Raw genomic sequence first — 24839 nt, 5'->3', positions numbered from 1 at the left:
TACAGCGCCGCATTGTCAAACGCAACACAGGTTTTCCCTTAAGCGAGCTGCATTTTGTTGATTTTTCTGGCTGCTTTGGCGCCGCAATGTAAAACAAGTCACATAGAAACCGCCAACAAGCTCCCATGAGGCGGCGGTTCTAGAGGAACCCAGTTTTACCAGACGGAGTCGACAATGACCGATTTTTACAACCTCGTCCCCTCGGCCCCCGAGGGTCGCTTCGACGGCATCGAGCGCCCCTACTCGCCGGAGGACGTGAAGCGGCTGCGCGGCTCCGTCCAGATCAAGCACAGCCTCGCCGAAATGGGCGCCAACCGCCTGTGGAAGCTGATCCACGAGGAAGATTTCGTCAACGCGCTCGGCGCGCTGTCGGGCAACCAGGCCATGCAGATGGTCCGCGCCGGGCTGAAGGCGATCTACCTCTCCGGCTGGCAGGTCGCGGCCGACGCCAACACCGCCTCGGCAATGTATCCGGACCAGTCGCTCTACCCAGCAAACGCCGCGCCCGAGCTCGCCAAGCGCATCAACCGCACGCTGCAGCGCGCCGACCAGATCGAGACCTCGGAAGGCAAGGGCCTGTCGGTCGACACCTGGTTCGCGCCGATCGTGGCCGACGCCGAGGCCGGCTTCGGCGGCCCGCTGAACGCCTTCGAGATCATGAAGGCCTTCATCGAGGCAGGTGCTGCCGGCGTCCACTTCGAGGACCAGCTGGCTTCGGAAAAGAAGTGCGGCCATCTCGGCGGCAAGGTCCTGATCCCGACCGCGGCACACATCCGCAACCTCAACGCCGCGCGCCTCGCCGCCGACGTGATGGGCGTGCCAACGCTGATCGTCGCCCGTACCGACGCGGAAGCCGCGAAGCTGCTCACCTCCGACATCGACGAGCGCGACAAGCCGTTCGTGGACTATGATGCCGGCCGCACGGTCGAGGGCTTCTACCAGGTGAAGAACGGCATCGAGCCGTGCATCGCCCGCGCCATCGCCTATGCGCCGCACTGCGACCTGATCTGGATGGAGACCGGCAAGCCGGACCTCGCGCAGGCCAGGAAGTTCGCGGAAGCCGTGCAGAAGGCACACCCGGGCAAGAAGCTCGCCTACAACTGCTCGCCGTCGTTCAACTGGAAGAAGAATCTCGACGATGCCACGATCGCCAAGTTCCAGCGCGAGCTGGGCGCGATGGGCTACAAGTTCCAGTTCATCACGCTGGCCGGCTTCCACCAGCTGAACTTCGGCATGTTCGAGCTGGCCCGCGGCTACAAGGATCGCCAGATGGCGGCCTATTCGGAGCTGCAGGAAGCTGAATTCGCGGCGGAAGCCAACGGCTACACCGCGACCAAGCACCAGCGCGAGGTCGGCACCGGCTACTTCGACGCCGTGTCCATGGCGATCACCGGCGGTAAGTCGTCGACGACCGCGATGCACGAGTCGACCGAAACCGAACAGTTCCGCCCGGCCGCCGAATAGGCCGAGGCCCTAGCGACAATGCCGGAGGCGCAGTAGCCTCCGGAAGCCAGCAAAGAATGCCCCGAGGGGCAAAAGGCAACACTCCGAGGAGAACCGCAATGGCACCGCGCACCCGTGTCAAGGAACGAGCCGAAGAACAGGCGACCACCATGAGCGCCGACCAGCAGGCCGTGATCCGCATCGTCGCCAACGACCTGCACCGACTGAACCAGTCGGTCATGAAGGCGGTCGAGGCAGGCGTGTCGGTGGAACTGGTCCGCTCGGCCCGTCACCATGGGGGTAACGGCAACTGGGGTGATCTGCTGATCCCCGTCATCGTCACCCAGCAGCCGCACGGCTGACCCACCAAGCATGCCCCCAAGGATCCCGTCCGCGGTTCGCCGTGGACGGGATTTTTGCATTTGGACCAATGGGAAGAGCGGCTTCAACCCGCGGTTATAGAACTAAAGTCTCATATCGTAGTGCGCGAGGCACTTGACACTTCTCATACATCCGGGCGTTACTCGGCGGACGCAACCAGCCATTGAATCAACGCCCCCCCAAGCTGTCGGTCGCGCTAGAGCGTTTCAATTTTTGAGAGAATCGTAGGATTCCCAAAGATTGTCGTTTGTGATTCAAGATGCTGGCTGGATGGAGGCCAGCATCTGATGACGCGAGCCCTTTCGAACGATCTTCGTGAGCGTGTTGTCGAGGCGGTCTGCGCGGGCGAGAACTGCCGTGCGGTGGCGTCGCGCTTCGGCGTTGCCGTTTCCTCTGTTGTGAAGTGGTCGCAGCGTTACCGTGCCACCGGGTCGGTTGCGCCGGGCAAGATGGGCGGACACCGCAAGCGGATTTTGGAGCCGCATCGGGCCTTCATCGTGGAGCGGATCAACCAGACCTCTGAGCTGACGCTGCATCGGCTGAAGGACGAGTTGGCCGCACGCGGGGTGATGGTCTCGCACAATGCGGTCTGGATGTTCTTGCGGCGCGAGGGCCTGAGCTTCAAAAAAAACACTGTTCGCGCTTGAGCAGGGCCGAGCCGATATTGCTCGCAGGCGTCGGCGATGGCGGTCCTGGCAGGGCCGCCTGGATCCGCGGTGCCTGGTCTTCATCGATGAGACCTGGATCAAGACCAATATGGCCCCGCTTCGTGGCTGGGGGCCAAGGGGCAAGCGCCTGCGCGGCTTGGCCCCGCACGGCCACTGGCGAACCCTGACCTTCCTGGGGGCATTGCGTTGGGACCGGCTTGCGGCACCTTGCGTCTTTGACGGACCAATCAACGGCCAGTGCTTCCGCGCCTATGTCGAGCAGCAACTCGTGGGCGTGCTGAAACCCGGCGATATCGTCATCATGGACAATCTGGGAAGTCACAAGTCGGTCGCCATCAGGCAGATGATCAAGGCCGCTGGCGCCAGGCTTTGGTACCTGCCGCCCTATTCACCCGACCTCAACCCGATCGAGCAGGCCTTCGCCAAGATCAAACACTGGATGCGTCAAGCCCAGAAGCGCACCGTCGAAGACACGTGGCGACACATCGGCCACCTCGTTGCGACCATCGAACCCGGCGAATGCGAGAACTACTTCGCAAACGCCGGATACGCTTCCGTCAAAGCGTGAAATGCTCTAATGAAAAGAAGAGACATCGGTCCGGGACCGCACCCGGATGCGAATTCGCGCAGCCCCGCGACGCAAGGATCGGCGACGGCCGACCTCAACCAGGTGCTCGTCGTCGGCCGATCGCAGATCAATCGCGTCGTCGTCGCAAAGATCGTCGAACGGTCGGGCCTAAGGCCGGTGACGGAAGGGCCAGACACGGCGGCGCTCGCGCTGCGCAGCCTGGCGCCCGGCACGATCATCCTCGACGGGGGCAGCGACAACAGGGACTGCGATGCGCTGCTGCCGTCGATCGTGTCGCTGCGCCTGGCATCCGGCACCAACCTGCCGGCGGTCATTCTGCTCTCGACCAAGGCCGGTACGCCGGAAAGCCTGTCGCTTTCAACTGCCGTCGACATCGTCGTCGCCAAGCCGATCACGCCCGAGCGGTTGCAGCCTGTGGTCGAAAGGCTTCTCGGCCGCGTCTGAAGTCAGCCCAGGCTTCGAAGCAGATCCTCGAGTTCGCCGAGATGCCGCAGCTTGCGGAAACGCTCCGCGCCCGCCGGCTCGTCGACATGTTCGTAGACCCAGGTCAGGTCGTGCGGCACGTAGACGCCCCAGCTGCCGGCCTCGATGGCCGGGACGACGTCCGACTTCAGCGAGTTGCCGATCATCATCGCCCGGTCCGCGCCCTCGCCGTGGCGCGCGAAGATGCGCTCGTAGGTCGGCCGCGACTTGTCGCTGACGATCTCGACGGCGTCGAAGAAATCGCCGAGGCCCGATTGTGCCAGCTTGCGCTCCTGGTCGAACAGGTCGCCCTTGGTGATGAGCACCAGGCGGTAGCGCCCGGCCAGCCCGGCAAGCGTTTCGTGGACGTGCGGCAACGTCTCGATCGGGTGGCTCAGCATCTCGCGGCCAGCGGCCAGGATCTTGCCTATGACCTCGGCCGGCACACGGCCCTCGGTGACGTCGATGGCGGTCTCGATCATCGACAGGGTGAAGCCCTTGATGCCGAAACCATAGGTGCCGAGATTGCGCTTTTCGGCTTCGAGCAGCCGCGCCATGAGATGGTCGGCCTCGCCATGTTCGGCCAGGAGTTCGGCGAAGTGCCTTTCGGTCATGCGGAAGAACTGCTCGTTCTGCCACAGGGTATCGTCGGCGTCGAAACCGATGGTGGTGAGGGTTGGGGAAGCTGAAATCATGGCGGCTATCTAGGCCGATATCCGACCCAAAACCAGCAGATGGTGGGCAAACTCATCGCGGAATCGGTCATTTGCCCCCCTTTTCTTATTTCACGGGCCCCGGCTATACTCCGCCATCTGCAACGACAATCTGGTGATTGATGCCGCCTGCAAAGAAGGAAGTCCGTCCGTCCAACCGGGGGGGACGAGCCCGCACGCCCGCATTCGTGAAGAACAAGCGAGGCGTGAAGAACTGGAAGGAAGCTTCCGAGTGGCTCGAGTGGCGCGGCATCGAAGACATAGAATGCATCACGCCCGACCAGGCCGGCGTCGCCCGCGGCAAGATGATGCCGTCGAGCAAGTTCACCTCCAACACCTCGCTTGCGCTGCCGTCCGCACCGTTCATGATGACGATTTCGGGCGACTATCCGGAGAACGGCAACGGATTCCAATATCCCGAGGACGATGGCGACCTGAAGCTGGTGCCAGATCTGTCGACGCTGTCGGTGGTACCGTGGGAGGACGACCCGACCGCGCAGGTGATCTGCGACCTCGTGCATCAGGACGGACGCAACGTCGAGTTCACCCCGCGTAACGTGCTGAAACGCGTGATGGCCGCCTATGACAAGCTCGGCCTCAAGCCGGTCGTCGCGCCCGAGATCGAGTTCTATCTCGTCCGCAAGAATCCCGACCCCGACTATCCGCTGACCCCGCCGGTCGGCCGCTCGGGCCGCCCCATCGGCGGCGGCGCCGGCTATTCGATCGCCGGCGTCAACGAGTTCGACGAACTGATCGACGACATCTACCACTTCTCCGAGGCGCAGGGCCTGGAGATCGACACGCTGATCCACGAAGAGGGTGCCGGCCAGCTCGAGATCAACCTGCGCCATGGCGACCCGATCGAGCTCGCCGACCAGGTGTTCATGTTCAAGCGCACGATCCGCGAGGCGGCGCTGAAGCACGACACCTACGCCACCTTCATGGCCAAGCCCATCCAGGGCCAGCCGGGCTCGGCGATGCACATCCACCAGTCGATCATCGACAAGAAGACCGGCAGGAACATCTTCACCAACGAGGACGGTTCGGAGACCGAGGCCTTCACCCATTTCATCGGCGGCATGCAGAAGCATGTGCCGAACGCACTGGTGATGCTGGCGCCCTACGTCAATTCCTACCGCCGGCTGACGCAGGCGGCCTCCGCCCCGGTCAACAACAAGTGGGGCTACGACAACCGCACCACCGCCTTCCGCGTGCCGCGCTCGGACCCGGCGGCGCGGCGCGTCGAAAACCGCATCCCGTCGTCGGACGCCAATCCCTATCTGGCGCTCGCCGCCTCGCTCGCCTGCGGCCTGATCGGCATGAACAACAAGCTGCCCTGCGAACCGCCGGTGCTGACCACCGCCAACGAGGACGAGATCGACCTGCCGCGCGGCCTGCTCGAGGCCGTCGACCTGTTCGAGAGCGACGACGAGCTTGCGGCGATGCTCGGCAACTCCTTCGCCTCGACCTTCGCGGCGATCAAGCGCGCCGAGTTCGAGACCTTCATGGAAGTGATCAGCCCGTGGGAGCGGGAGTATTTGCTTCTCAATGTGTGAGAGTGAGTGAGTAGGGAATAGTGATTAGTGAATAGAGAAAGGGGTTTGCCTTTTTCACCCACTACTCACTGCTCCCTATTCACTACTCACTACTCGCTACTCGCTCCCTGCAATCCCGGAGCCCTCTCCGCATCATGCCCTACCAATCCCCTATTTCCCCCGGCTTCTCCTGGTATGAAGACACCGCCGGTCCGCGGCCCGAATATCCGGCGCTCGACGGCGACCGGCAGGCCGACGTCGTCATCGTCGGCGGCGGCTTCACCGGACTTTCGGCGGCCGTGCATCTCGCCAAGGCCGGCACCAATGTCGTGCTGATCGAGGCGCATCGCTTCGGCGACGGCGCCTCGGGCCGCAACGGCGGCCAGATGGGCACCGGCCAGCGCGCCTGGGCCGAGGAACTCGAAAGCGAATACGGCTTCACCCGGGCGAAGGCGCTGTTCGACCTCGCCGAGGAAGCCAAGGCGCATCTGCTCGACTTCTCGGCCGCCAACGGCATCGACATCGACTACATGCCGGGCCAGATGTCGGTGGCGCACAAGCCGCGCTATGTCGACGACTACAAGGCGCACGCCGAGATCATGGCGAGCCGGTTCGATTATCCGCACGTCAAGTTCATGGACGCCAAGGAAACGGCCGAACGGCTGGGCTCGACGCATTACTACGGCGGCACGCGCGACAGCGGCACCGGCCACATCCATCCGCTCAAGCTGGTGATCGGAACAGCGCGGGTGGCGGCGGCCTCAGGCGCACGGATCTTCGAGATGACGCCCGCCACCGGCATCACCTCGCAAGGCGGCAAGGTCCGGGTGACCACGCCGCGCGGCACGATCACCGCCCAGAAGTGCCTGATCGCGACCAACGCATATGGCGGCAAGCTGGAGCCGATCAGCGCCTCGCACATCATGCCGATCGGCTCGTTCATCGGCGCGACCGTGCCGCTGGGCGCCGACAGCAAGGTCATCCCCGGCGGCGAGTCGGTCGACGATTCCCGCTTCGTGGTGCGCTATTTCCGCAAGTCGAAGGACGGCCGCCTGCTGTTCGGCGGCCGCGAGATCTACGCGGTCAACGATCCCAAGGACATCCATATCCACATCCGCAAGCAGATCGCCGATATCTACCCGGAGCTGAAGGACGTCGAGATCACCCATGGCTGGGGCGGCTATGTCGGCATCACGGTGCCGCGCAAGCCCTTCGTGCGCGAGGTGATGCCGAACGTCATCTCCGTCGGAGGCTATTCCGGCCACGGGGTGATGCTGTCCAACTTCTTCGGCAAGCTCTATGCGGAGACCGTGTCGGGCAACCGCGACCGGCTGAAGCTGATCGAGGACCTGAAGATCCCGCCGTTCCCCGGCGGACGCCGCTTGCGCGCGCCGCTCCTGTTCCTGGCGCTCAACTGGTTTGCGCTAAGGGATCGCATCTAGGCCGGGTCACGGCGAAGGCTACGACGCGGCCTTCGCCTCAGACCTTACCGGCGGCGACTGGATGCGTACGGGTGCCAATCCAATCCCCCGATAGGATGTCGACGCGGCCGATGCCGCCCGTGTCGTCGACAGGCTGGGCGGGGCTACAACTTCCTGACGATGACGCTGCCGGCGGAATAGCCGGCTCCGAAGGAGCAGATGACGCCGAGGCTGCCCGCAGGCAGGTCCTCGGAGAACTTGGAAAACGCGATGATCGAGCCGGCCGACGAGGTGTTGGCGTAGTCCTGCAAAACGTTGGGCTGCTCGGCGCGGGTCGGCTCGCGGCCGAGCACCCTAGAACCGATCAGGTCGTTCATACCCTTGTTGGCCTGGTGCAGCCAGAGCCGCGACAGGTTTTGCGGCTCGATGCCCTGCTCGGCGAGATGGGCAAGCATCAGCTCGGCCACCATCGGCACCACCTGCTTGAAGACCTTGCGGCCCTCCTGATGGAACTGCATGTCGCGGCGGTCGGCCATTTGGCCCTCGCGGGTGCGGCGCAGGAAGCCGTTGTTGTTGCGGATGTTGTTGGAGAACTCGGTCAGGCAGCGCGTCGCCAGCACCTCGTAGGCATTGTCCGACTTCACCTCGTCGGCGCGCTGGAGGACGACGGCGGTACAGACATCGCCGAAGATGAAATGGCAATCGCGGTCGCGCCACTCCTGGTGGCCCGACGTGATCTCCGGATTGACCATGAGGATCGCCCGGGCCGAGCCGGTGCGGATCATGTCTGATGCCAGCTGGATGCCGAAGGTCGCCGACGAGCAGGCGACGTTCATGTCGAAGGCGAAGCCCTTGATGCCGAGCGCCTGCTGCACCTCGATGGCGATGGCCGGATAGGCACGCTCATGGTTGGAGGCAGCGCAGATGACGGCGTCGATGTCTTGGGCGGTGAGGCCGGCCTTCTTCATCGCCTCGTCGGCCGCCTTGACCGAGATTTCGGCCATCAGCGACAGCTCGTCCTCGGTGCGCGCGGGCAGCACCGGGTGCATGATGCCCGGATCGAGGATGCCGAACTTGGAAATGACGTGGCGGCGCTCGATTCCCGACGCCTTGACGATGAACTCCTCCGACGACATCGCCATCGGCTCGCGCTCGCCGGCCTCGATGGCGTCGGCGTGCAGACTGTTCTGGCGGTGGGCATACTCGTTGTAGGAGGCCACCAATTCGGCGTTGGTGATGATCTCCTGCGGCGTGAAGATGCCGGTACCGCTGATCGCAACCCTGTGCATGGCGTTCCCTATCGGTTTTGCGCCATTGGAATAGGGTTTGCGCCTCCGCGGTCAAGCGCGGAGGCCGCCATTCGGCTCGATTCGGCGGTTACGGTGCGGAACTTCGCCTCAGATGCAGCGGCCGCCGTCGACTTCCAGCGCCACGCCGGTGACCAGCGATGCCTCGTCCGAAACGAGGTAAAGGGCGGCGTTGGCGATGTCGAGCGGCGTCGAGAACCGGCCGAGGGGGATCGAAGAGCGGAATTTCTCGCGGATTGCGGGCGTATCCTTGCCCATGAACTTCTCCAGCATGCCGGTTTCGCCGGCGACCGGGCAGAGGCAGTTGACGCGAATGTTCTTCGGCGCGAGCTCGATAGCCATGGACTTGGTGGCGGTGATCGCCCAGCCCTTGGAGGCGTTGTACCAGGTCAGGCCCGGGCGCGGCCTGAGGCCCGCGGTCGAGGCCGTGTTGAGGATCGCGCCGCCGCCCTGGCGTTCCATGATCGGCACGACCGCACGCGCAGCATGGTAGATCGCCTTCATGTTGACCGCGGTGATGAGGTCGAAGACATCCTCCTCGACCTCGAGCATGTCGCCGTTGCGATGGGTGTAGCCGGCATTGTTGACCATGATGTCGATGCGGCCGAAGGCGCTCATGGCGGCATAGACCAGTTCGTCGAATTCCGACTTCAGCGACACGTCGGTCGTCACCGCGATCGCGGCGTCACCGATCTCGGCCGCGACGCGCTCGGCCTCCTTGGTATTGAGGTCGGCCACGACGATCCGGGCCCCCTCCTCGGCAAAACGCTTGGCCATGCCCTCGCCGAAACCGGCCGCAGCGCCGGTGATGATTGCAACCTTGCCCTTGAGACGCATGGTCCTTCGATCCCATCTTTCATTCGCCTCCGGTCTAGCCGCCGATGATGCGGGCGGCAATGCCTGCCGCAGCGCAGCTACGTCCAAAGGATCGGGCCAGAGCTTCCGGCTTTGGATTTTGCAGTGCCGAGGGCTTATGCTCGGCAGCGCGACGCCGAGCGGAAACGAAACTGTGACACCGTGGCGCCGGCTTTTGGGCTGGCGCTTTTAAATCGATTAGATTATATCAGGCGGCGACGCGACGACCGTCAGGAAATCGGAAAGCCTATGACCAGCCAGATCATCCCCGTCGAACCCTTCGACTTCATCATTTTCGGGGGCACCGGCGATTTGTCGGAACGCAAGCTTTTGCCTGCTCTCTATCACCGGCAGCGCGACCACCAGTTCTCGGAGCCGACGCGCATCATCGGCGCCTCGCGCACCAAGATGGACGACAAGGAATTCCGCGCCTTCGCCAGGAAGGCGATCTCCGATCACGTCAAGCCGGAATATATCGAGGAGAAGGAACTCAAGACCTTCCTCGATCGCCTGAGCTACGTCACGGTGGATGCCAAGTCGGGCGAGGGCTTCGAGGACCTCAAGAAGTCGCTGTCCGACAGCAAGCGCATCCGGGTCTTCTATCTCGCAGTTTCGCCGATCCTGTTCGGCGACATCTCGGACAATCTCAAGCAGCAGAAGCTGATCACGCCGGATTCGCGCATCGTCGTCGAGAAGCCGATCGGCCGTGACCTGGAATCTGCCAGGGCGCTGAACGACACGATCGGCGACGACTTCGGCGAACACCAGATCTTCCGCATCGACCACTATCTCGGCAAGGAGACGGTGCAGAACCTGATGGCGCTGCGCTTCGCCAATGCGCTCTACGAGCCGCTGTGGAACTCGGCCAACATCGACCATGTGCAGATCACTGTGGCCGAGACCGTCGGCCTCGAGGATCGCGTCACCTACTACGACAAGGCGGGCGCACTGCGCGACATGGTGCAGAACCACATGCTGCAGCTGCTCTGCCTCGTTGCCATGGAGGCGCCGGCCTCGATGGAGGCCAACGCGGTGCGCGACGAAAAGCTCAAGGTGCTGAACGCGCTGAAGCGGGTCAACGGCAACGAGGCGCCCAAGCAGACGGTTCGCGGCCAGTATCGCGCCGGCGCGTCCGCCGGCGGCCCGGTCAAGGGCTACATCGAGGAACTCGGCGCCGAGAGCACGACAGAAACCTTCGTCGCCATCAAGGCCGAGATCGCCAACTGGCGCTGGGCCGGCGTGCCCTTCTACCTGCGCACCGGCAAGCGGCTCGCCTCGAGGGTTTCCGAGATCGTCATCGAGTTCAAGCCGATCCCGCACTCGATCTTCGGCGAAAGCGCCGGGCCGATCTTCAACAACCAGCTGGTCATCCGCCTGCAGCCCGACGAGGGCGTGAAGCAATACATCATGATCAAGGATCCGGGTCCGGGCGGCATGCGCCTGCGCCAGATTCCGCTCGACATGAGCTTCGCCCAGTCCTTCGACGGTCGCGCGCCGGACGCTTACGAGCGCCTGATCATGGACGTGGTGCGCGGCAACCAGACGCTGTTCATGCGCCGCGACGAGGTCGAGGCTGCGTGGAAGTGGATCGACCCGATCCAGCACGCCTGGGAGGCGAGCCGCCAGGAAGCGCAGGGCTACACGGCCGGCACCTGGGGCCCGTCGGCATCGATCGCGCTGATCGAGCGCGACGGCCGCACCTGGCACGAGAGCAACTGACGCCATGTCAGCCCCTCGCTGGAACGAGTTCGGGACACGCGACGAGCTGGCGGCAGGCCTTGCCGCCAGGGTCGCAGACACGCTGAGGGCGGCCATCGCCCGCCGCGGCGCGGCCTTTCTCGCCGTGTCGGGCGGCACCACGCCGGGCCGCTTCTTCGCCGCGCTGTCGAAAGAGAAGCTGGACTGGAACAAGGTCGCGGTGACGCTGGTCGACGAGCGTTTCGTGCCGGAGAGCTCGCCGCGTTCCAACGCAGCGCTGGCCAAGTCCAGCCTGCTGCAGAACGAGGCGACCGCCGCACGGTTTGCGCCGCTGTTTCACGAAGCTTCGTCGGTCGAACAGGGCGCGGACCTTGCCGACGCCAACCTTCGCTCCCTCCCCTGGCCACTCGACGCAGCGATCCTCGGCATGGGCGGCGATGGCCACACGGCTTCGTTTTTCCCCGATGCGCAAGGCTTGGACACCCTGCTCGACCCGGCATCAAGCCGTCTTGTAATGCCGGTACACTCCGAAAATGCCGGCGAGGCACGGCTGACGCTGACGCTGCCGGCGCTGGTCAACGCCGGGCTGGTGGTCGTTCATATCGAAGGCGCTGAAAAACGCAGCGTCATCGAGGCGGCACTTGCTGCCGAGAAGGCGCTGCCGATCCGTACGGTGGTCGACCGGTCGCCGCGCGCCGCTGACATCTACTGGGCGCCCTGACCGGGCGCTTGCAGCGCCGCGCATCCCCCAGGGGATCTGCGGCGCCCTGAATGCCGAAATCGAGCATGGTCCGGCGCAATCGGCTGCGCCGTCTTCCGGTCCATGCGCCAGCCCGAAGCTCCTCCCAATTCGGGCACCGAGTTGAAAGGACAGGCCATGACCGCCAGGAAAGACATCCAAGCCATCACCGAGCGCATTCGCGAGCGCTCCAAGGTCAGCCGCGAAATCTATCTCGGCCGCGTCGACGCAGCCGCCGGCAAGACCGCCAACCGCGGTGTGCTCTCCTGTGGCAACCTCGCCCACGGCTTTGCCGTCTGCAGCCCCTCGGAGAAGGTCGCGCTCGGCGGCGACAAGGTCGCCAATCTCGGCATCATCACCTCCTACAACGACATGCTGTCGGCGCATCAGCCGTTCGAGACCTACCCGCAGCTGATCAAGGAAGCGGCGCGCGAAGCCGGCGGCATTGCCCAGGTGGCGGGCGGCGTGCCAGCCATGTGCGACGGCGTCACCCAGGGGCAGCCAGGCATGGAGCTGTCGCTGTTCTCGCGTGACGTGATCGCCATGGCTGCCGCCATCGGGCTCAGCCACAACATGTTTGACGCCGCCGTCTATCTCGGCGTCTGCGACAAGATCGTGCCGGGCCTGGTGATCGCGGCCCTGAGCTTCGGCCACCTGCCGGCGGTGTTCGTGCCGGCAGGACCGATGACCTCGGGCCTGCCCAATGACGAGAAGGCCAAAGTCCGCCAGCTCTATGCCGAAGGCAAGGTCGGCCGCGCCGAGCTTCTGCAGGCCGAGTCCAAGTCCTATCACGGCCCCGGCACCTGCACCTTCTACGGCACGGCCAACTCGAACCAGATGCTGATGGAGATCATGGGCCTGCACACGCCGGGCGCCTCCTTCGTCAATCCGGGCACGCCGCTGCGCGACGCGCTGACCCGCGAGGCGACCAGGCGGGCGCTGGCGATCACCCATCTCGGCAACGCCTACATGCCGGTCGGCCGCATGATCGACGAGCGCTCGGTGGTCAACGGCGTGGTCGGCCTGCATGCGACGGGTGGGTCGACCAACCACACCATCCACCTGATCGCCATGGCTGCCGCCGCCGGCATCCGCCTGACCTGGCAGGACATTTCCGACCTGTCGGACGCGGTGCCCCTGCTCGCCCGCGTCTATCCGAACGGGCTTTCCGACGTGAACCACTTCCAGGCGGCCGGCGGCATGGGCTTCCTGATCCGCGAACTGCTCGACGCCGGCCTGCTGCACGAGGACGTGCAGACGGTGTGGGGCGAAGGCCTGCGCCCCTATACCGTCGAAGCCAAGCTCGGCGCCGACGGCACGGTGGTGCGCGAGGCAGCCCCCGAGGTCAGCGGCGACGAGAAGGTGCTGGCACCGGCCGCCAAGGCGTTCCAGCCGACCGGCGGCCTCAAGGTGCTCGGCGGCAATCTCGGCCACGCCATCATCAAGACATCGGCGGTGAAGCCCGAGCGGCGCATCATCGAAGCGCCGGCGCTGGTGTTCGACAGCCAGCAGGGCCTCAATGACGCCTTCAAGGCGGGCCTGCTCGACTGCGACTTCGTCGCCGTCATCCGCTTCCAGGGTCCCAAGTCCAACGGCATGCCGGAACTGCACAAGCTGACCACGGTGCTCGGCATCCTGCAGGACCGCGGCCACAAGGTGGCGCTCGTCACCGACGGCCGCATGTCGGGCGCCTCGGGCAAGGTCCCGGCAGCGATCCACGTCACGCCAGAAGCGCTGGAAGGCGGCCCGATCGGCCGCGTCCACGACGGCGACATCGTCCGGCTCGACGCCGAGGCCGGCACGCTGGAAGTGCTGGTGCCGGCAGCCGAACTCGCCGCGCGTCCGAAACCCGTCTGCGACCTCTCGGAGAACGAGCACGGCATGGGCCGCGAGTTGTTCGCCGGCTTCCGCCAGATGGTCGGCCGCGGCGACCACGGTGCGAGCGCCTTCGGCACGGCGTGACGCCAGCTTGAAAGTAAGGCAATTCTACCTTACTTTTTCATGGCAGGAGCAATGCCATGCAGACGCTGACAGTCACGTCGAAAGGCCAGATCACGGTCAAGAAGGAGGTGCTCCGGCACCTCGGAGTCAAACCGGGCGACAAGATCCTTCTGGATCTTGCGCCCGATGGAAATGTCGTGCTCAAGGCCGCACCGCACGAGCAACACGGAATCGAAACCATCTTCGGCATCTTTCACGACCCCGATCGCGCACCAGTCTCCATCGAGGAGATGAACAAGGTCATCGCGGACAGCTGGGCCGGCAAGCGGTGAAGATCGCCGTCGACACCAATGTTCTCGCTCGTGCGATGCTGGCTGACGATCCCGGCCAGACCAAGGTCGCCCAGGCGCTGCTTGCCGATGCCGACCTGATCGTCGTTCCCCTGATCACCCTATGCGAACTTGTCTGGGTGCTCGGCAGTGTCGGCGTCGAGCGAATTGCAATAGCCCGCGGGATCGAAGACATGCTGAACTCTCGGCGCGTTTCCACCGACATTGCTGCAGTGGCCGCCGGCCTTGCCCATTTGCGGGCAGGCGGCGACTTTGCCGATGCTGCCATGGCCTACGAAGGCTACCGGGCCGGCGCGGAGCAGTTCGCGACGTTCGACAAGAAGGCGGCGCGCCTGCTCGGCGCCGAAGGCCGGCCCGTGACCCTGCTCAAGAGCCGGGCGGGATAGTCCTTCACCTTTCCACCGCCACACCAGCGAAGAACGCCTCCGGGCTCTCCACCTCGACCAATCGCCGCTTCTCTATCTGCCAGAAGCGGTTGCCTACCGCTCGGACGAAGCTGCGGTCGTGCGACACCAGCAGGCAGCTTGCCTCGTGCTTCAGAAGCTCGTCTTCCAGCGTTTCCTGCCCGTCGATGTCCAGATGGTTGGTCGGCTCGTCGAGCAGGTAGAAGTTGGGATTGGTAAGCCGCAGCACCAGCATGCCGAGCCGCGCCTTCTGTCCGCCCGACAGGCGGCCGATCGGGTTCGACTGCATGTCGACATTCATGCCGGCGCCGGCGAGCAAGGTGCGGGCGCGCTGCTCGCCAAGGGCGAAGCGGCGCGTCAGCACGGAGAGCGGCATGTCCTTGTCGGCGAGGTCGGACAGGCCCTGGTCGCCATAGCCCAGCACGAGCGACGGCGTCGCCTTGATGCCGTCGACGGCCACGTCGGGCTGGGCGATGGCACGCCGGAGCATGTTGACCAGCCGCGTCTTGCCCGTGCCGTTGCGCCCGAGCAGGACGACGCGGTCGCCCTGGCGGATCCACAGCTTGCCGGTCCTGAACAGCAGCGTGCCGTCGGGCGTCGTCACCGGCGCGTCGTCGAGCGTCACCAGCACCTTGGCGTGTGTGCCGCGGTTGGCGAGCCTGATGGTGCCGGCCGAGCGCTCCAGATGGGCGGGACGCGCCGTCTCCTCGATACGCTCGGCCCGCTCCTTCAACTGCTTGGTCTTGACGACGAGAAGGTCGCTGCCCGAATTGATGCCGATGTTGTTGAGCTTGGCCGCCTGGCGGCGCAGCTGCTGGGCCGTCTTCATGTCCTTCTCGAAGCGGCGCGCCTCGGAGGCGTCGATCTCGTCGAGCGCTTCGCGCGCCGCGGAATAGGGCAGCGAAAAGGCTTGCGAGTTCTCAGGACGGAGGAACAGCGTCCGATTGGTCACCGCATCGAGGAAGGCACGGTCGTGACTGCAGATGACCACCGGCACGTGGCGCGTCAGGGCGTTGAGCCACTCTTCCAGCTGCCCGATGCGGGCAAGGTCGAGATGGTTGGTCGGCTCGTCGAGCAAGAGCATGTCGGGTTCGGTCACCCAGACGCGCGCCAAAAGCGCAAGCCGCTGCCAGCCGCCGCTCAGCTTCGACAATGGCCTTTGTCGCAGTTCCTCCGGCACGTCGAGGTCACCGAGCGCCACGTCGACACGCCAGCTCTCGCTGTCGGCCTGTTCGGCCGGCAGGGCGTCGAGCACGGCGTCGTAGAAGGTGGCGTCCAATAGTTTCGCTGGCACGTCCTGCTCGACATAGCCGACGCGCAGGCCACGCGAGCGAGTGATGTCGCCCGTGGTCGGCTCGAAGCTGCCGGTGATGGCGCGCAGCAAGGTCGACTTGCCACGGCCGTTGGCCGCGACGATGCCCAGGCGGTCGCCCGGTTCGATCGACAGGTTGAGGTTGGAAAAGAGCGGCGCACCGATGGTGACGCCGAGCGATCGCAGATTGATCAAGGCCATATTCGTTCTCTGGTCTGTCCGGACCGTCGCCCGCATCCGCCCGAACGGGATGCACAATGGGGAACACCGGGTCCGGTGGGAATCTCACGATGCAGGCGCGAGCGAAGGCTCAGCGCTGCATCACCACAAAGGGCAGACCGGAAAGAGAACAGCCTCAGTAAAGCTGGCGTCTCGTCTGTGGTCAGCCCTGCAAACGCATTTGCAGGGCGTAGACTGGGCCGCGCTGGCGGTGGAGATAGAAATGCTCGATCACGCAGCCCTCCTTTCCATTTCGAGTTGCGCCGCCTTCATAGCCGCAAAGCTGGGGCGAGACAATCCTACTGGACGGTGAGTTCGGTGCGCTCGCCCGCCTTGACGGCGGTATTGGCTTCCTTCTTGCCGCTGTCGCCAAGGTCGATCTCGACGACATATTCGCCCGTCGGCAAGGTAGTCTGGTGCTTCTGGTCGTACGTGTAGCCGAAGTCCTTGCGATTGCCCTGGATGTCCTTCTTGGCCGAATAGACGCGGATTTGCCTGGCGCCGGGAGCGTCGATCGCCAGCACCCCAGCGTCGAGCACGGCCGTCACGTCACCCGCTTCGCCGACACGCGTGTTGAACGGCTGTTCCACTTCGGCCTGGTCCATGCGCACCACCGCGACATAGTCGCCGGCAGGCAAGTCGAACTTGTTGTCCGGGCCGTAGCCATAGGTCACCTGCTCACGCGTGCCATCTATCTTCTTCTTGGCCTTGTAGATCTTCACGTCGAGGCCGCCGGCATCGACCTTGTCGCCGCCCTGGGCGTAAAGCGCGTTGACGACGACGCGGCCAACGCCGGCGACGATGTCCTTCTCCACGGTCTGGCCGGCCGCCAGTTGGATCGTCTCGTTGGCCTCACCTTGTCCGATCGTGACCCTCACCTTCTGCTCGCCGGCGGGCAGAACCACCTTGGTCTCGCCATAATAGGTCGCCGGGTTGTCGGCGCCGGGGAAGTCGAAGACGACGGCCGCACTGGCGTTGATGTCACCGCCCTCGCTCGGGCGCGGGCGGATGACCAGCGTGCCGGCATCGAGAACGAAGGTCGGCTTGTAGACCTGGCCTGCCTCGACCTTGAGCGGCTGCTCGACGCCCGCTTCGCCGAGCGTGGCGCGGATGACGTAGTCGCCCTCTTCGAGCGAGCCCTTGTAATTGCTGTATTCGGTGGTGATCCGCTCGCCCTTTGAACCGTCGGCATTGGCCTTGTAGATTTCCCACGCGTTGCCGGCGTCCTTGAGCGGCGCGCCGCCCTCGGCAAGCGTGAGCTCCGGAACGAAGTTGAATTCGGGCTTCGCCGGTTCGGGTGCGGGGGTTGGGGCAGGCGCAGGGGTCGGTGCCGGCGCTGCCACGGTCTGGGTGAGCGCCTCCTCAAGCCCCTTGGCATCGGAAGCCTGGATATATTTGCCACCGGTGTTTTGCGCCAGGCACGCCACCTGCCTGCCCTCTTCCGCCGTCAGGCCGAAACCGACGACATGGGCGGTGAAGTCGACGCCACCCTGCTCCAGTTCCTTGCCCAGCGCGCAGGCATCGGCATTGCAGGTCTCGAGCCCGTCGGTGATGAGGATGACGGTCGCCTTGTCCTCGGTGTATTTGAGGTCCTCGGCCGCCTGCTTGACGGCAGCCGTCAGTGGCGTCTTGCCCAGGAACTTCAGGCCGTCGGCAGCGGCGGTGATGGCATCTGCAGAACCGGCCGCCGGCGGCACCACCAGTTCGATGTCGGTGCAGCTGCCCTTTTCGCGGTGGCCATAGGCCATAAGCCCGAGTTCGGTGTCGGCGGGAACCGTCTTCAGCACCGAGCGCAGCGCCTGGCGGGCGATCTCGAGCTTCGGCTTGCCGTCGATCTGGCCCCACATGGATCCTGAAGCGTCGAGCACGATGATGGCGCGCTCGGCGGCATGCACGGCTACCGCGCCCGACAGCATGAACATGGCCGTCAGGATACCTCGTGAGAACGTCTTCATGCTGCCCCCTCGCCGGTTCAGATGTTCCGTTCAGCGGAAGCTAAACAAGGCGGCAAGCCCTGACAACCCTGCAGCCTAGTAGGTCGTCCGCCGCTCTTCGCTTGGCGGGCGGCCGAACTGGAGGCGGTAGCTCTGGGCGAAATAGGAATGCGAGGTGAAGCCCGTGGCGATTGCCACGTCGAGGATCGGCATGTTGGTCTGGCGCAGCAGTTCGCGGGCGCGCTCCAGCCTCAGCCGCATGTAGTAGCGGCCGGGCGTGACGTTGAGGTGGCGCAGGAACAGCCGCTCCACCTGGCGGACCGACAGCCCGGCCGTCTTGGCGAGTTGGACCGCCGACAGCGGCTCGTCGAGGTGGTCGGCCATCAACTCGACGATGCGCTTGAGCTTGTCCGACTTGCCGGTCAAGTCGCGTTCGGGGCCGACGCGCTGGCGGTCGCCGGCGTTGCGGATGCGCTCGTGCTGGAACTGGTTGGCGACCTCGTTGGCGAGATTGGAGCCGAAGTCGCGCCGGATAATCTCCAGCATCAGGTCGATCGAGGTCGTCACGCCGGCGCAGGTGTAGCGCTTGCGGTCGATCTCGAAGACGTTGTTGGTGCATTCGATGTCCGGGAACTTCTCCATGAACCCGGCGCGGTTTTCCCAGTGGATGGTGCAGCGGTAGCCGTCGAGCTGGCCCGCCTCGGCCAGGATCTGGGAGCCGACCGAAAGAGCGCCGAGCCCGCCGCCCCGCCGCCCCCACGAACGCAGTGCGCCGAGCACCTTGCTCTTGCCGGGGAACTCGGTGACCACGCCGACGCAGACGAAGAGGATGTCGACCGGGGGTATGTCGGCGACGCTGTAGTCGACCTTGAGCGGCAGGCCGTTGGAGGCCATGACAGCCTCTCCATCCGCCGAGACCGTGGTCCAGCTGTAGATATCGCGGCCGATCAGGCGGTTGGCCGAGCGGCAGGTGTCGATGGCCGCGACCAGCGAGAACATCGAAAATTTGTCGACCAGGAGAAAGGCGAACTGGCGACGTTCGGGATCGGCATTCGACATGGCGGCCAAATCTACAGGATGCGTCGAAAAGAAGGCAGCGCCCGGCTGGAAGGTGCGGTCCCTGCTCAGAAGTCCTGACGGCCCACGCCCGCATGCCGGGATGCCGACACCAGCGTGTTGGCCATCAGCATGGCGATGGTCATCGGGCCGACACCGCCCGGAACCGGGGTAATGGCGCCAGCCACCCGCTCGGCCTCGGCATAGGCGACATCGCCCACCAGCTTCGACTTGCCCTCGCCCTTCTCGGGTGCGGGAACGCGGTTGATGCCGACATCGATGACGGTCGCGCCAGGCTTCACCCAGTCTCCCTTGATCATTTCAGGTCTTCCCACCGCGCCAACCAGGATATCGGCCGTCCGGCAGAGCGCCGGCAGGTCCTTGGTACGGCTGTGCGCAATGGTGACGGTGGCGTTGGCGGCAAGCAGGAGATTGGCCATCGGCTTGCCGACGATGTTGGAGCGGCCGACGACCACGGCGTTGAGGCCGGAGAGATCCTTGCCGTGGCGGCGCTCGATGAGCAGCATCGAGCCGAAGGGCGTGCAGGGTACGAGCGCCGTCTCGATCTCGCCGGTGGCGAGCTTGCCGACATTGATGAAATGGAAGCCGTCGACGTCCTTGTCCGGCGCGATCGTCTGGATGATCCTGCCGGCGTCGATGTGGGCGGGCAGCGGCAGCTGCACCAATATGCCATGGATGGCCGGATCGGCATTGAGCCGTTCGACCAGGGCGACCAGCTCGGCCTCCGAGGTTTCGGCGGCCAGCGTATGCTGGACGGAAAGGAAACCGCATTCCTTGGCCGTGCGCGACTTGTTGGCCACATAGACCCGGCTGGCGGGATCCTCGCCGACGATCACCACGGCGAGCCCCGGCTGGATGCCCCTGGCGGCGAGTTCGGCAACGGACTTCTTGACGCCCGCGACCACCTCGGCCGCTACACTCTTGCCGTCTATGATCTCTGCCATGGGCCTTCTCCGTATGCCTTCAGTCTCGCGGCGGCATTGTCACCATATTTTCGACCTGCAACACCGCCAATGCGGCGTCCGGTGCCGTAAACTCGAAACCGAAGTCTATTTCAGAAATAGCGACGCGCCCGCCGCTCCCGCAGCAGATTCAACTCCTTGCGCAGTTCGCGCAAGCTCTCGCTGATTTCATCGATCTGGCTTCGCGATGCATGCTCGGGCGACGGCGACTCCGTCGGCTCGGCCGGCTGATACCCCGGCCGGTCGCTTTCGCGGTGTACGGCGGCCGTCTCCGCCCGCGGCGCAGCCTGGCCGCGGCCCGAGTGCAACGATGCCAACGGATCGTTATCGTCCGCCTCGGCTGACCGGGGCCGGGACCACTCGCTTTCCGCGGCATGGCTCTCGGACGTTACGGCCGCTTCAGCGGATGCGGCAACGGCGCGAACATCGCCACCCATCTCGGGAGCGCGTTCCTGTGACGGACCCTCGGCCCGTCGCCGCACGCGGGCACGGCGACGATCGGCGGTCTCGCGCAGGCCGTCGAGCGCGCCGCGCAGGCCGCCCAGGCCGATGCCGGCGAGAAGCCCCAGCAGCGATCCGGCCACGGCGATGACCGCGCGCCGCGGCCCCGTCGATTCGAGCGGGGGATTGGCGCGGGAAATGACCGTGATGTTGGCCGGGTTGATGTCCTTCTGTTCACCCGTCTCGCGGGCGCGCAGCAGGAAGGATTCATACACGGCGCGCTTGGCCGCCACGTCGCGGTCGAGCTCGCGCAACGTGACGAGTTCGTTGCTGACCTCGCCCTGGCGCACCTTGAGCTGGGCCAGCCGCGCGGCGAGTTCCTGTTCCGTCTGGACGGCGCGCCGGAGTTCAACTTGGATCGAGGCGGCGATCCGACGCAACTCGGCGGCGATGCGTTCGCGCGCGCCGGTCAGTTGGGCCTCCGCCGCGAGCCGCTCGGGATGGCGGGGCCCCAGCTTCACCGACAGCCTGTCGGCTTCCTGCGTGAGCGTCGCATATTGCGCCCGCAATTCGGTGATCGCCGGCGAGGCCACTGCCTCCGGCAGAGAGCCGCTCAGCGCCGACTCGACATTGACGTTGCGCGTGGAAGCCGCGCGCGCATTCAGTTCGAGCGTGCGCGCCCGGGCTGCGGTGAGCTGGTCGTTGACGCGCTGGATCTCGTCGTCGGTGATCAGGCGGCCCTGCGCATCGATGATGTCGTTTTCGGCCTTGAAAGCCTCGACCTTGCGCTCTGCCGCCTCGACGGCCTTGCGCAGTTCCTCCAGCCGGGCGTTGAGCTCCTCGGCCGCCCGGCCGGCCGTCCCCGCCTGCATCTCGGCGTTGGTCTGCATGAACACTTCGGTCATCGTGTTGGCGATGAGCGCGGATTTCTCGGCGCTTTGGGTCTTGGCGCCGATCGAAACGACGAAACTCTTGTTGCCGCGCTCGATGGTCAGCGTTTCGAAAAGGTTGTTGACCGCCAGCACGTGGGCACGGTCCGCTCCGTTCGGCGCAGCCGGCGCCTCGCCGCTGGGCAGGACCTCACCCAAGAGCGACCGGAGGCCGCCCCCGCCGATCCCCTTGCCGTTGAACTCGGGATCGTTGGCGAGGTCGAGCCGGTCGACGACCTTGGTCAGAACCGAGCCCGACGTCAGCACGCGCACCTGGTTCTCGACCAGCGTCAGCGTAGCGTCCCATGGCAATCCGCTGTCGGTCAGCTCCCGCTCGGTCAATTTGAGATTGCGCGGATCGACGATCATCTCCGCCCACGCCTGGTACATCTTCGGCGTCGAAAGCGCGATGGCGACGCCGGCGAGTGCGCCGATCAGGGTGGTCGTGCCGATCAGGAGCTTGGACCGGCCGATCCCGCGCACGATCGCCATCGGCTCGATCATCGGCTCGCGCGGGTCGGCGTCCCGCATCTGCTGTTCCTCGAGCGAAGGAGCATCCGGGGGAGGCGGCATGTTCTGGATGGCGGCGATCTGTTCGGCCACCGGCGCGACGCTACGCGCCAGCCGGCTGCGCCAGCCGTCGCCGGCAGCGGCGGAATCCTTCGCTTGCCAATCGGCAGCGGCATCCGGCACGCGGTCGGTCAGCTCGTGACCCGGAGCCGATTCCGACGACGCGATGTCGGCTTCGGCCGCGCGCTCGGCTTCGCGACGAAACCGCGCGAAGCGATGGCGGACGGCCTGGTCCTGTCCGTCATCCGGTTCCGACGGCGTGACCGACAGCAGCGAGCCGCCACGAGGCTTGCCGGACGCGTCGCGTGCGCGCCGCAAGGGCTGCCGATCGTCAGTGTCTCCGATGTCCGCCATAGGGGCTGCTTCCAACACGATGGGCCCGGATCGGGTGCCGGGGCGTTAACCCACGCTAAACAGACATGGGAAACAAAAGGTTAATCGATCGGCTGCCGATGTTCATTCAAGCAAATCACGCGCCAGCCATAGTCATGCTCGCCGTGATGGAAAGCTTGATCGCAGCATCGGCGGGGAACATTGTGCGGGCATGAGCCGACCGATCTCGAGACGTCGATTTCTGGCGCAGACCATGGGCGTTGGCCTGCTTTCCCTGACGGGAACGCGGGCAGCCAATGCCAACTGGCCGAAGACCGACGCGACGTTCCTCTTTGCCGCCGACATCCATGCGTGCCGCATGGCAAGCGGCCTCAGCCCCCACTGCCTGCAGGAAGGCAAGACGGACGAGAGCCTGCGCCGCCATATCGCGGCGCTCAACGCCATCGAGGAACACAAATGGCCCGTCCAGATAGGCGGCGCGCCGACAGGTCTGGCAAGTGCCGGCCAGCGCATCGGGCGCCCGCTCGGCCTGGTCATCGGCGGCGACATGACCGACGACGGCGGCGGGCAGGTGACGGAGCCCCGGGAAGGCACGCAACTCCTGCAGTTCAGCCACCGCTACCAGGAGGGCGCCGGCCTGGACCGCGTGCATGTCCCCGTCTATGTCGGGCTGGGCAACCATGATCTCGACCAGGACGGCCCCTCGCCCAATGTCGACTGGTACCGGCGCGAGATGCGCGACTATGTCGAGATCAACCATCGGCCAAGCGTGTTCTTCAAACCGCCGGTGCCCGCCACCAGCTACGATGCGCTGTCGGACTGCTATTCGTGGGACTGGGGCGGATTGCACCTGGTCCAGTTGCATCGCTTCGCCGGCGACGCGTCCAAGGGTGCGGTCGACGCGCTTGGCTGGCTCGGGAAGGACCTGCGGACCTACGCCGGCGACGGCCGGCCGGTGATCCTGTTCCAGCACTATGGCTGGGATACGTTCTCGATCGAGCGATGGGACCCGTCGGCAAGAACGTTCGACGTCACCGGCGCCGGCAAGCCGCACTGGTGGAGCGACGAAGACCGGCGTGCCATGCTGGCGGCGCTCAGGGGCTACAACGTGATCGGCGTCTTCCATGGCCACCAGCACGAGACGCCCATGGTCTACGCGCGCGACGGCCTCGACCTGTTCAAGCCCAAGGCGGCCTTCATGGGCGGCTTCGCCCTGGCGCGCGCGACGGGTGCTTTCCTCGACGTCGTGCTGGCCGAGGCCGGGCCGCGTGGCGACGTCACGTTCACCAACGCCTTCACCAAACGGCTGGACGATGCACGTTGAGCGGGCATTTCGGGCTTCCTCCAGGTGGAGAGTCGGTCTATGTCAGGTTGTTCGGAGGGCATTGAATGAGCACCAGACTGATCCTCGCCGGCTGCGGCAACATGGGCTACGCCATGCTCAAGGGCTGGCTGAGTTCCGGCAAGCTGGCGCCAGGCGAGACCTTCGTGGTCGAACCCAACGCGGAACTCAGGGCCCGTGCCGCGGAACTCGGCAGCCGCGTTGCCTCCGAGGTAGGCGGCATACCGGCCGATGCCGCGCCCGAGATCGTCGTCATCGCGGTCAAGCCGCAGGTCATCCGCGAAGTCACCTCCGACTACCGACGCTTCGGCAATGGCCGCACCACCTTCGTGAGCGTCGCCGCCGGAACGCCGGTCAGCACCTTCGTCGACATCCTGGGCGCGCGCACCCCGATCGTCCGCTGCATGCCCAACACGCCGGCCTCGATCGGCAAGGGCATGATGGTGGTCTATGCCAACGATCACGTGAGCGACCAGGCGAAAGACTTCGTCGGCGACCTGTTGTCGGCCAGCGGCGAGGTGACGACGATCGCCGACGAGGGCCTGATGGACGCCGTGACGGCCGTTTCGGGTTCGGGGCCGGCCTATATCTTCCACTTCATCGAATGCCTGACGGCGGCAGCCGAGAATGCTGGCCTCCCCGGGGACACTGCCCGGCTTCTCGCCATGCAGACCGTCTACGGCGCGGCGAGCCTCGCCGCCGAAAGCCGGGAGGACCCGGCCGTGCTGCGCAGGCAGGTGACCAGCCCGAACGGCACGACAGCGGCGGCACTCGCCGTGCTGATGGGCGAGGACAGGCTCAAGAACCTGCTCACCGAGGCCGTCGAGGCCGCCCGGCTGCGCTCGATCGAACTCGGAAAATAGCTACCGTTTGTCGGCTTCGGCCTGCAGCGCCCTGATGTGGGGTGCTGCGGCCTCGTTGACCGCGCGCTCCATGTCGCGGAACTGGCGGACGACCTCCGCGCCAAGCGGCGTCAGTTCGGCACCGCCGCCATGCTTGCCGCCGGTCTTAGCCTCCACGACCGGCTTGCCGAACATGTCCTTGAGTTCCTCGACCAGGTCCCAGGCGCGCTTGTAGGACATCTCCATGGCGCGCGCCGCCGCCGAGATCGAGCCGGTCGCGGCGATCCGTTCGAGAAGCTCGACCTTGCCGGGGCCGAGACGGCCCTTGGGGTCGAGATAGAGGCGCAAGGTCAGGGACGGCATCGCCTACTC

Annotated in this window: 22 protein-coding genes; 13 read left to right on the top strand and 9 right to left on the bottom strand. The window is 65.4% G+C overall.

The features are described 5' to 3' along the window. Positions 1-174: 174 nt before the first annotated feature. The 4 genes from aceA to AmiPiv_RS05925 all read left to right on the top strand — a co-directional run bounded on the left by aceA (position 175) and on the right by AmiPiv_RS05925 (position 3525). Complete coding sequence (gene aceA, locus AmiPiv_RS05940) at positions 175-1464, top strand: isocitrate lyase (RefSeq protein ID WP_340036394.1); 1290 nt, start codon at positions 175-177, stop codon at positions 1462-1464. Positions 1465-1562: 98 nt separating this feature from the next. After that, the gene (locus AmiPiv_RS05935; protein ID WP_018426579.1) at positions 1563-1805 is read left to right on the top strand and encodes an SMc00767 family acetate metabolism repressor; all 243 of its coding nucleotides are present in this window, start codon (positions 1563-1565) and stop codon (positions 1803-1805) included. Between the two features lie 306 nt (positions 1806-2111). Further along, positions 2112-3060 (top strand): IS630 family transposase gene (locus tag AmiPiv_RS05930; RefSeq protein WP_340036393.1). Its coding sequence is split into 2 segments (ribosomal slippage): positions 2112-2447 and positions 2449-3060, totalling 948 coding nucleotides; the frame shifts between segments, so codons are not numbered across the junction. Positions 3061-3069: 9 nt separating this feature from the next. Then, positions 3070-3525, top strand: a complete 456-nt coding sequence (locus AmiPiv_RS05925; protein ID WP_340036392.1) for a response regulator — start codon at positions 3070-3072, stop codon at positions 3523-3525. Between the two features lie 2 nt (positions 3526-3527). On the opposite strand, the gene AmiPiv_RS05920 is transcribed toward AmiPiv_RS05925, so the two are convergent. Further along, positions 3528-4238: an HAD family hydrolase gene (locus AmiPiv_RS05920; protein WP_340036391.1), complete on the bottom strand. Its 711-nt coding sequence runs from the start codon at positions 4236-4238 to the stop codon at positions 3528-3530. A 140-nt stretch (positions 4239-4378) separates the two neighbouring features. Between AmiPiv_RS05920 and AmiPiv_RS05915 the strand changes: the two genes are divergently transcribed. Together AmiPiv_RS05915 and AmiPiv_RS05910 are read left to right on the top strand one after the other, a co-directional pair. Next, complete coding sequence (locus AmiPiv_RS05915; RefSeq protein WP_340036390.1) at positions 4379-5812, top strand: glutamine synthetase family protein; 1434 nt, start codon at positions 4379-4381, stop codon at positions 5810-5812. Between the two features lie 134 nt (positions 5813-5946). Continuing rightward, a complete protein-coding gene (locus AmiPiv_RS05910; protein ID WP_340036389.1) occupies positions 5947-7233 on the top strand; it encodes an NAD(P)/FAD-dependent oxidoreductase in 1287 nt (428 codons plus the stop codon). A gap of 143 nt (positions 7234-7376) precedes the next feature. Here the strand turns inward: AmiPiv_RS05910 and AmiPiv_RS05905 are convergent, their stop codons facing one another. Both AmiPiv_RS05905 and AmiPiv_RS05900 read right to left on the bottom strand, forming a co-directional pair. Continuing rightward, positions 7377-8501 (bottom strand): beta-ketoacyl-ACP synthase III, encoded by a 1125-nt coding sequence (locus AmiPiv_RS05905; RefSeq protein WP_340036387.1) that lies wholly within the window; start codon positions 8499-8501, stop codon positions 7377-7379. Between the two features lie 108 nt (positions 8502-8609). Further along, on the bottom strand, positions 8610-9356 hold the full coding sequence (locus AmiPiv_RS05900; RefSeq protein ID WP_340036386.1) for an SDR family oxidoreductase: 747 nt from the start codon (positions 9354-9356) through the stop codon (positions 8610-8612). Between the two features lie 267 nt (positions 9357-9623). Here AmiPiv_RS05900 and zwf point away from each other — a divergent pair, with 267 nt between their 5' ends. The 5 genes from zwf (at position 9624) to AmiPiv_RS05875 (ending at position 14488) form a co-directional block, all read left to right on the top strand. Further along, entirely contained in the window at positions 9624-11093 is a 1470-nt protein-coding gene (gene zwf, locus AmiPiv_RS05895; RefSeq protein WP_340036385.1) for a glucose-6-phosphate dehydrogenase, read from the top strand. 4 nt (positions 11094-11097) lie between these two features. Beyond that, positions 11098-11793: a 6-phosphogluconolactonase gene (gene pgl, locus AmiPiv_RS05890; protein ID WP_340036384.1), complete on the top strand. Its 696-nt coding sequence runs from the start codon at positions 11098-11100 to the stop codon at positions 11791-11793. Positions 11794-11949: 156 nt separating this feature from the next. After that, the gene (gene edd / locus AmiPiv_RS05885; RefSeq protein ID WP_340036383.1) at positions 11950-13773 is read left to right on the top strand and encodes a phosphogluconate dehydratase; all 1824 of its coding nucleotides are present in this window, start codon (positions 11950-11952) and stop codon (positions 13771-13773) included. 56 nt (positions 13774-13829) lie between these two features. Then, entirely contained in the window at positions 13830-14084 is a 255-nt protein-coding gene (locus tag AmiPiv_RS05880; protein ID WP_340036382.1) for an AbrB/MazE/SpoVT family DNA-binding domain-containing protein, read from the top strand. Further along, positions 14081-14488: a type II toxin-antitoxin system VapC family toxin gene (locus tag AmiPiv_RS05875; protein ID WP_340036381.1), complete on the top strand. Its 408-nt coding sequence runs from the start codon at positions 14081-14083 to the stop codon at positions 14486-14488. The genes AmiPiv_RS05880 and AmiPiv_RS05875 overlap by 4 nt, the downstream gene beginning before the upstream one ends. Before the next feature lie 4 nt (positions 14489-14492). On the opposite strand, the gene AmiPiv_RS05870 is transcribed toward AmiPiv_RS05875, so the two are convergent. From AmiPiv_RS05870 to AmiPiv_RS05850, 5 genes are all read right to left on the bottom strand, one after another. Beyond that, a complete protein-coding gene (locus tag AmiPiv_RS05870; RefSeq protein WP_340036380.1) occupies positions 14493-16019 on the bottom strand; it encodes an ABC-F family ATP-binding cassette domain-containing protein in 1527 nt (508 codons plus the stop codon). Between the two features lie 317 nt (positions 16020-16336). Next, complete coding sequence (locus AmiPiv_RS05865; protein ID WP_340036379.1) at positions 16337-17992, bottom strand: vWA domain-containing protein; 1656 nt, start codon at positions 17990-17992, stop codon at positions 16337-16339. A gap of 75 nt (positions 17993-18067) precedes the next feature. Then, positions 18068-19030 carry a GlxA family transcriptional regulator gene (locus AmiPiv_RS05860; RefSeq protein WP_340036378.1) on the bottom strand — a complete coding sequence of 321 codons (963 nt, stop codon included), beginning with the start codon at positions 19028-19030 and terminating at the stop codon, positions 18068-18070. Positions 19031-19095: 65 nt separating this feature from the next. Next, on the bottom strand, positions 19096-19992 hold the full coding sequence (folD, locus tag AmiPiv_RS05855) for a bifunctional methylenetetrahydrofolate dehydrogenase/methenyltetrahydrofolate cyclohydrolase FolD (RefSeq protein WP_340036377.1): 897 nt from the start codon (positions 19990-19992) through the stop codon (positions 19096-19098). A 110-nt stretch (positions 19993-20102) separates the two neighbouring features. Then, positions 20103-22304, bottom strand: coding sequence for a GumC family protein (locus AmiPiv_RS05850; protein ID WP_340036376.1), 2202 nt, complete (start codon positions 22302-22304; stop codon positions 20103-20105). A 190-nt stretch (positions 22305-22494) separates the two neighbouring features. Here AmiPiv_RS05850 and AmiPiv_RS05845 point away from each other — a divergent pair, with 190 nt between their 5' ends. Both AmiPiv_RS05845 and proC read left to right on the top strand, forming a co-directional pair. Next, the gene (locus tag AmiPiv_RS05845; protein WP_340036375.1) at positions 22495-23607 is read left to right on the top strand and encodes a metallophosphoesterase; all 1113 of its coding nucleotides are present in this window, start codon (positions 22495-22497) and stop codon (positions 23605-23607) included. A gap of 65 nt (positions 23608-23672) precedes the next feature. Then, positions 23673-24488 carry a pyrroline-5-carboxylate reductase gene (proC, locus tag AmiPiv_RS05840; protein WP_340036374.1) on the top strand — a complete coding sequence of 272 codons (816 nt, stop codon included), beginning with the start codon at positions 23673-23675 and terminating at the stop codon, positions 24486-24488. On the opposite strand, the gene AmiPiv_RS05835 is transcribed toward proC, so the two are convergent. After that, positions 24489-24830: a winged helix-turn-helix domain-containing protein gene (locus tag AmiPiv_RS05835; RefSeq protein ID WP_340036373.1), complete on the bottom strand. Its 342-nt coding sequence runs from the start codon at positions 24828-24830 to the stop codon at positions 24489-24491. Between the last annotated feature and the right edge of the window lie 9 nt (positions 24831-24839).

It is taken from the genome of Aminobacter sp. Piv2-1, assembly GCF_037625995.1.
In the GTDB taxonomy this organism is placed as follows: domain Bacteria; phylum Pseudomonadota; class Alphaproteobacteria; order Rhizobiales; family Rhizobiaceae; genus Aminobacter.
The sequence above is the reverse complement of the archived record's forward strand: the minus strand, read 5'-3'. Positions and strand labels throughout refer to the sequence as shown.

What these genes read in the sequence shown, in the direction of transcription:
- folD (WP_340036377.1), bottom strand. Translation starts at nt 19,992, where the DNA reads ATGGCAGAGATCATAGACGGCAAGAGTGTAGCGGCCGAGGTGGTCGCG.
- AmiPiv_RS05900 (WP_340036386.1), bottom strand. Translation starts at nt 9,356, where the DNA reads ATGCGTCTCAAGGGCAAGGTTGCAATCATCACCGGCGCTGCGGCCGGT.
- AmiPiv_RS05835 (WP_340036373.1), bottom strand. Translation starts at nt 24,830, where the DNA reads ATGCCGTCCCTGACCTTGCGCCTCTATCTCGACCCCAAGGGCCGTCTC.
- AmiPiv_RS05880 (WP_340036382.1), top strand. Translation starts at nt 13,830, where the DNA reads ATGCAGACGCTGACAGTCACGTCGAAAGGCCAGATCACGGTCAAGAAG.
- AmiPiv_RS05910 (WP_340036389.1), top strand. Translation starts at nt 5,947, where the DNA reads ATGCCCTACCAATCCCCTATTTCCCCCGGCTTCTCCTGGTATGAAGAC.
- pgl (WP_340036384.1), top strand. Translation starts at nt 11,098, where the DNA reads ATGTCAGCCCCTCGCTGGAACGAGTTCGGGACACGCGACGAGCTGGCG.
- AmiPiv_RS05920 (WP_340036391.1), bottom strand. Translation starts at nt 4,238, where the DNA reads ATGATTTCAGCTTCCCCAACCCTCACCACCATCGGTTTCGACGCCGAC.
- aceA (WP_340036394.1), top strand. Translation starts at nt 175, where the DNA reads ATGACCGATTTTTACAACCTCGTCCCCTCGGCCCCCGAGGGTCGCTTC.
- AmiPiv_RS05935 (WP_018426579.1), top strand. Translation starts at nt 1,563, where the DNA reads ATGGCACCGCGCACCCGTGTCAAGGAACGAGCCGAAGAACAGGCGACC.
- AmiPiv_RS05850 (WP_340036376.1), bottom strand. Translation starts at nt 22,304, where the DNA reads ATGGCGGACATCGGAGACACTGACGATCGGCAGCCCTTGCGGCGCGCA.
- AmiPiv_RS05915 (WP_340036390.1), top strand. Translation starts at nt 4,379, where the DNA reads ATGCCGCCTGCAAAGAAGGAAGTCCGTCCGTCCAACCGGGGGGGACGA.
- AmiPiv_RS05905 (WP_340036387.1), bottom strand. Translation starts at nt 8,501, where the DNA reads ATGCACAGGGTTGCGATCAGCGGTACCGGCATCTTCACGCCGCAGGAG.
- AmiPiv_RS05870 (WP_340036380.1), bottom strand. Translation starts at nt 16,019, where the DNA reads ATGGCCTTGATCAATCTGCGATCGCTCGGCGTCACCATCGGTGCGCCG.
- zwf (WP_340036385.1), top strand. Translation starts at nt 9,624, where the DNA reads ATGACCAGCCAGATCATCCCCGTCGAACCCTTCGACTTCATCATTTTC.
- AmiPiv_RS05925 (WP_340036392.1), top strand. Translation starts at nt 3,070, where the DNA reads ATGAAAAGAAGAGACATCGGTCCGGGACCGCACCCGGATGCGAATTCG.
- AmiPiv_RS05860 (WP_340036378.1), bottom strand. Translation starts at nt 19,030, where the DNA reads ATGTCGAATGCCGATCCCGAACGTCGCCAGTTCGCCTTTCTCCTGGTC.
- AmiPiv_RS05845 (WP_340036375.1), top strand. Translation starts at nt 22,495, where the DNA reads ATGAGCCGACCGATCTCGAGACGTCGATTTCTGGCGCAGACCATGGGC.
- proC (WP_340036374.1), top strand. Translation starts at nt 23,673, where the DNA reads ATGAGCACCAGACTGATCCTCGCCGGCTGCGGCAACATGGGCTACGCC.
- edd (WP_340036383.1), top strand. Translation starts at nt 11,950, where the DNA reads ATGACCGCCAGGAAAGACATCCAAGCCATCACCGAGCGCATTCGCGAG.
- AmiPiv_RS05865 (WP_340036379.1), bottom strand. Translation starts at nt 17,992, where the DNA reads ATGAAGACGTTCTCACGAGGTATCCTGACGGCCATGTTCATGCTGTCG.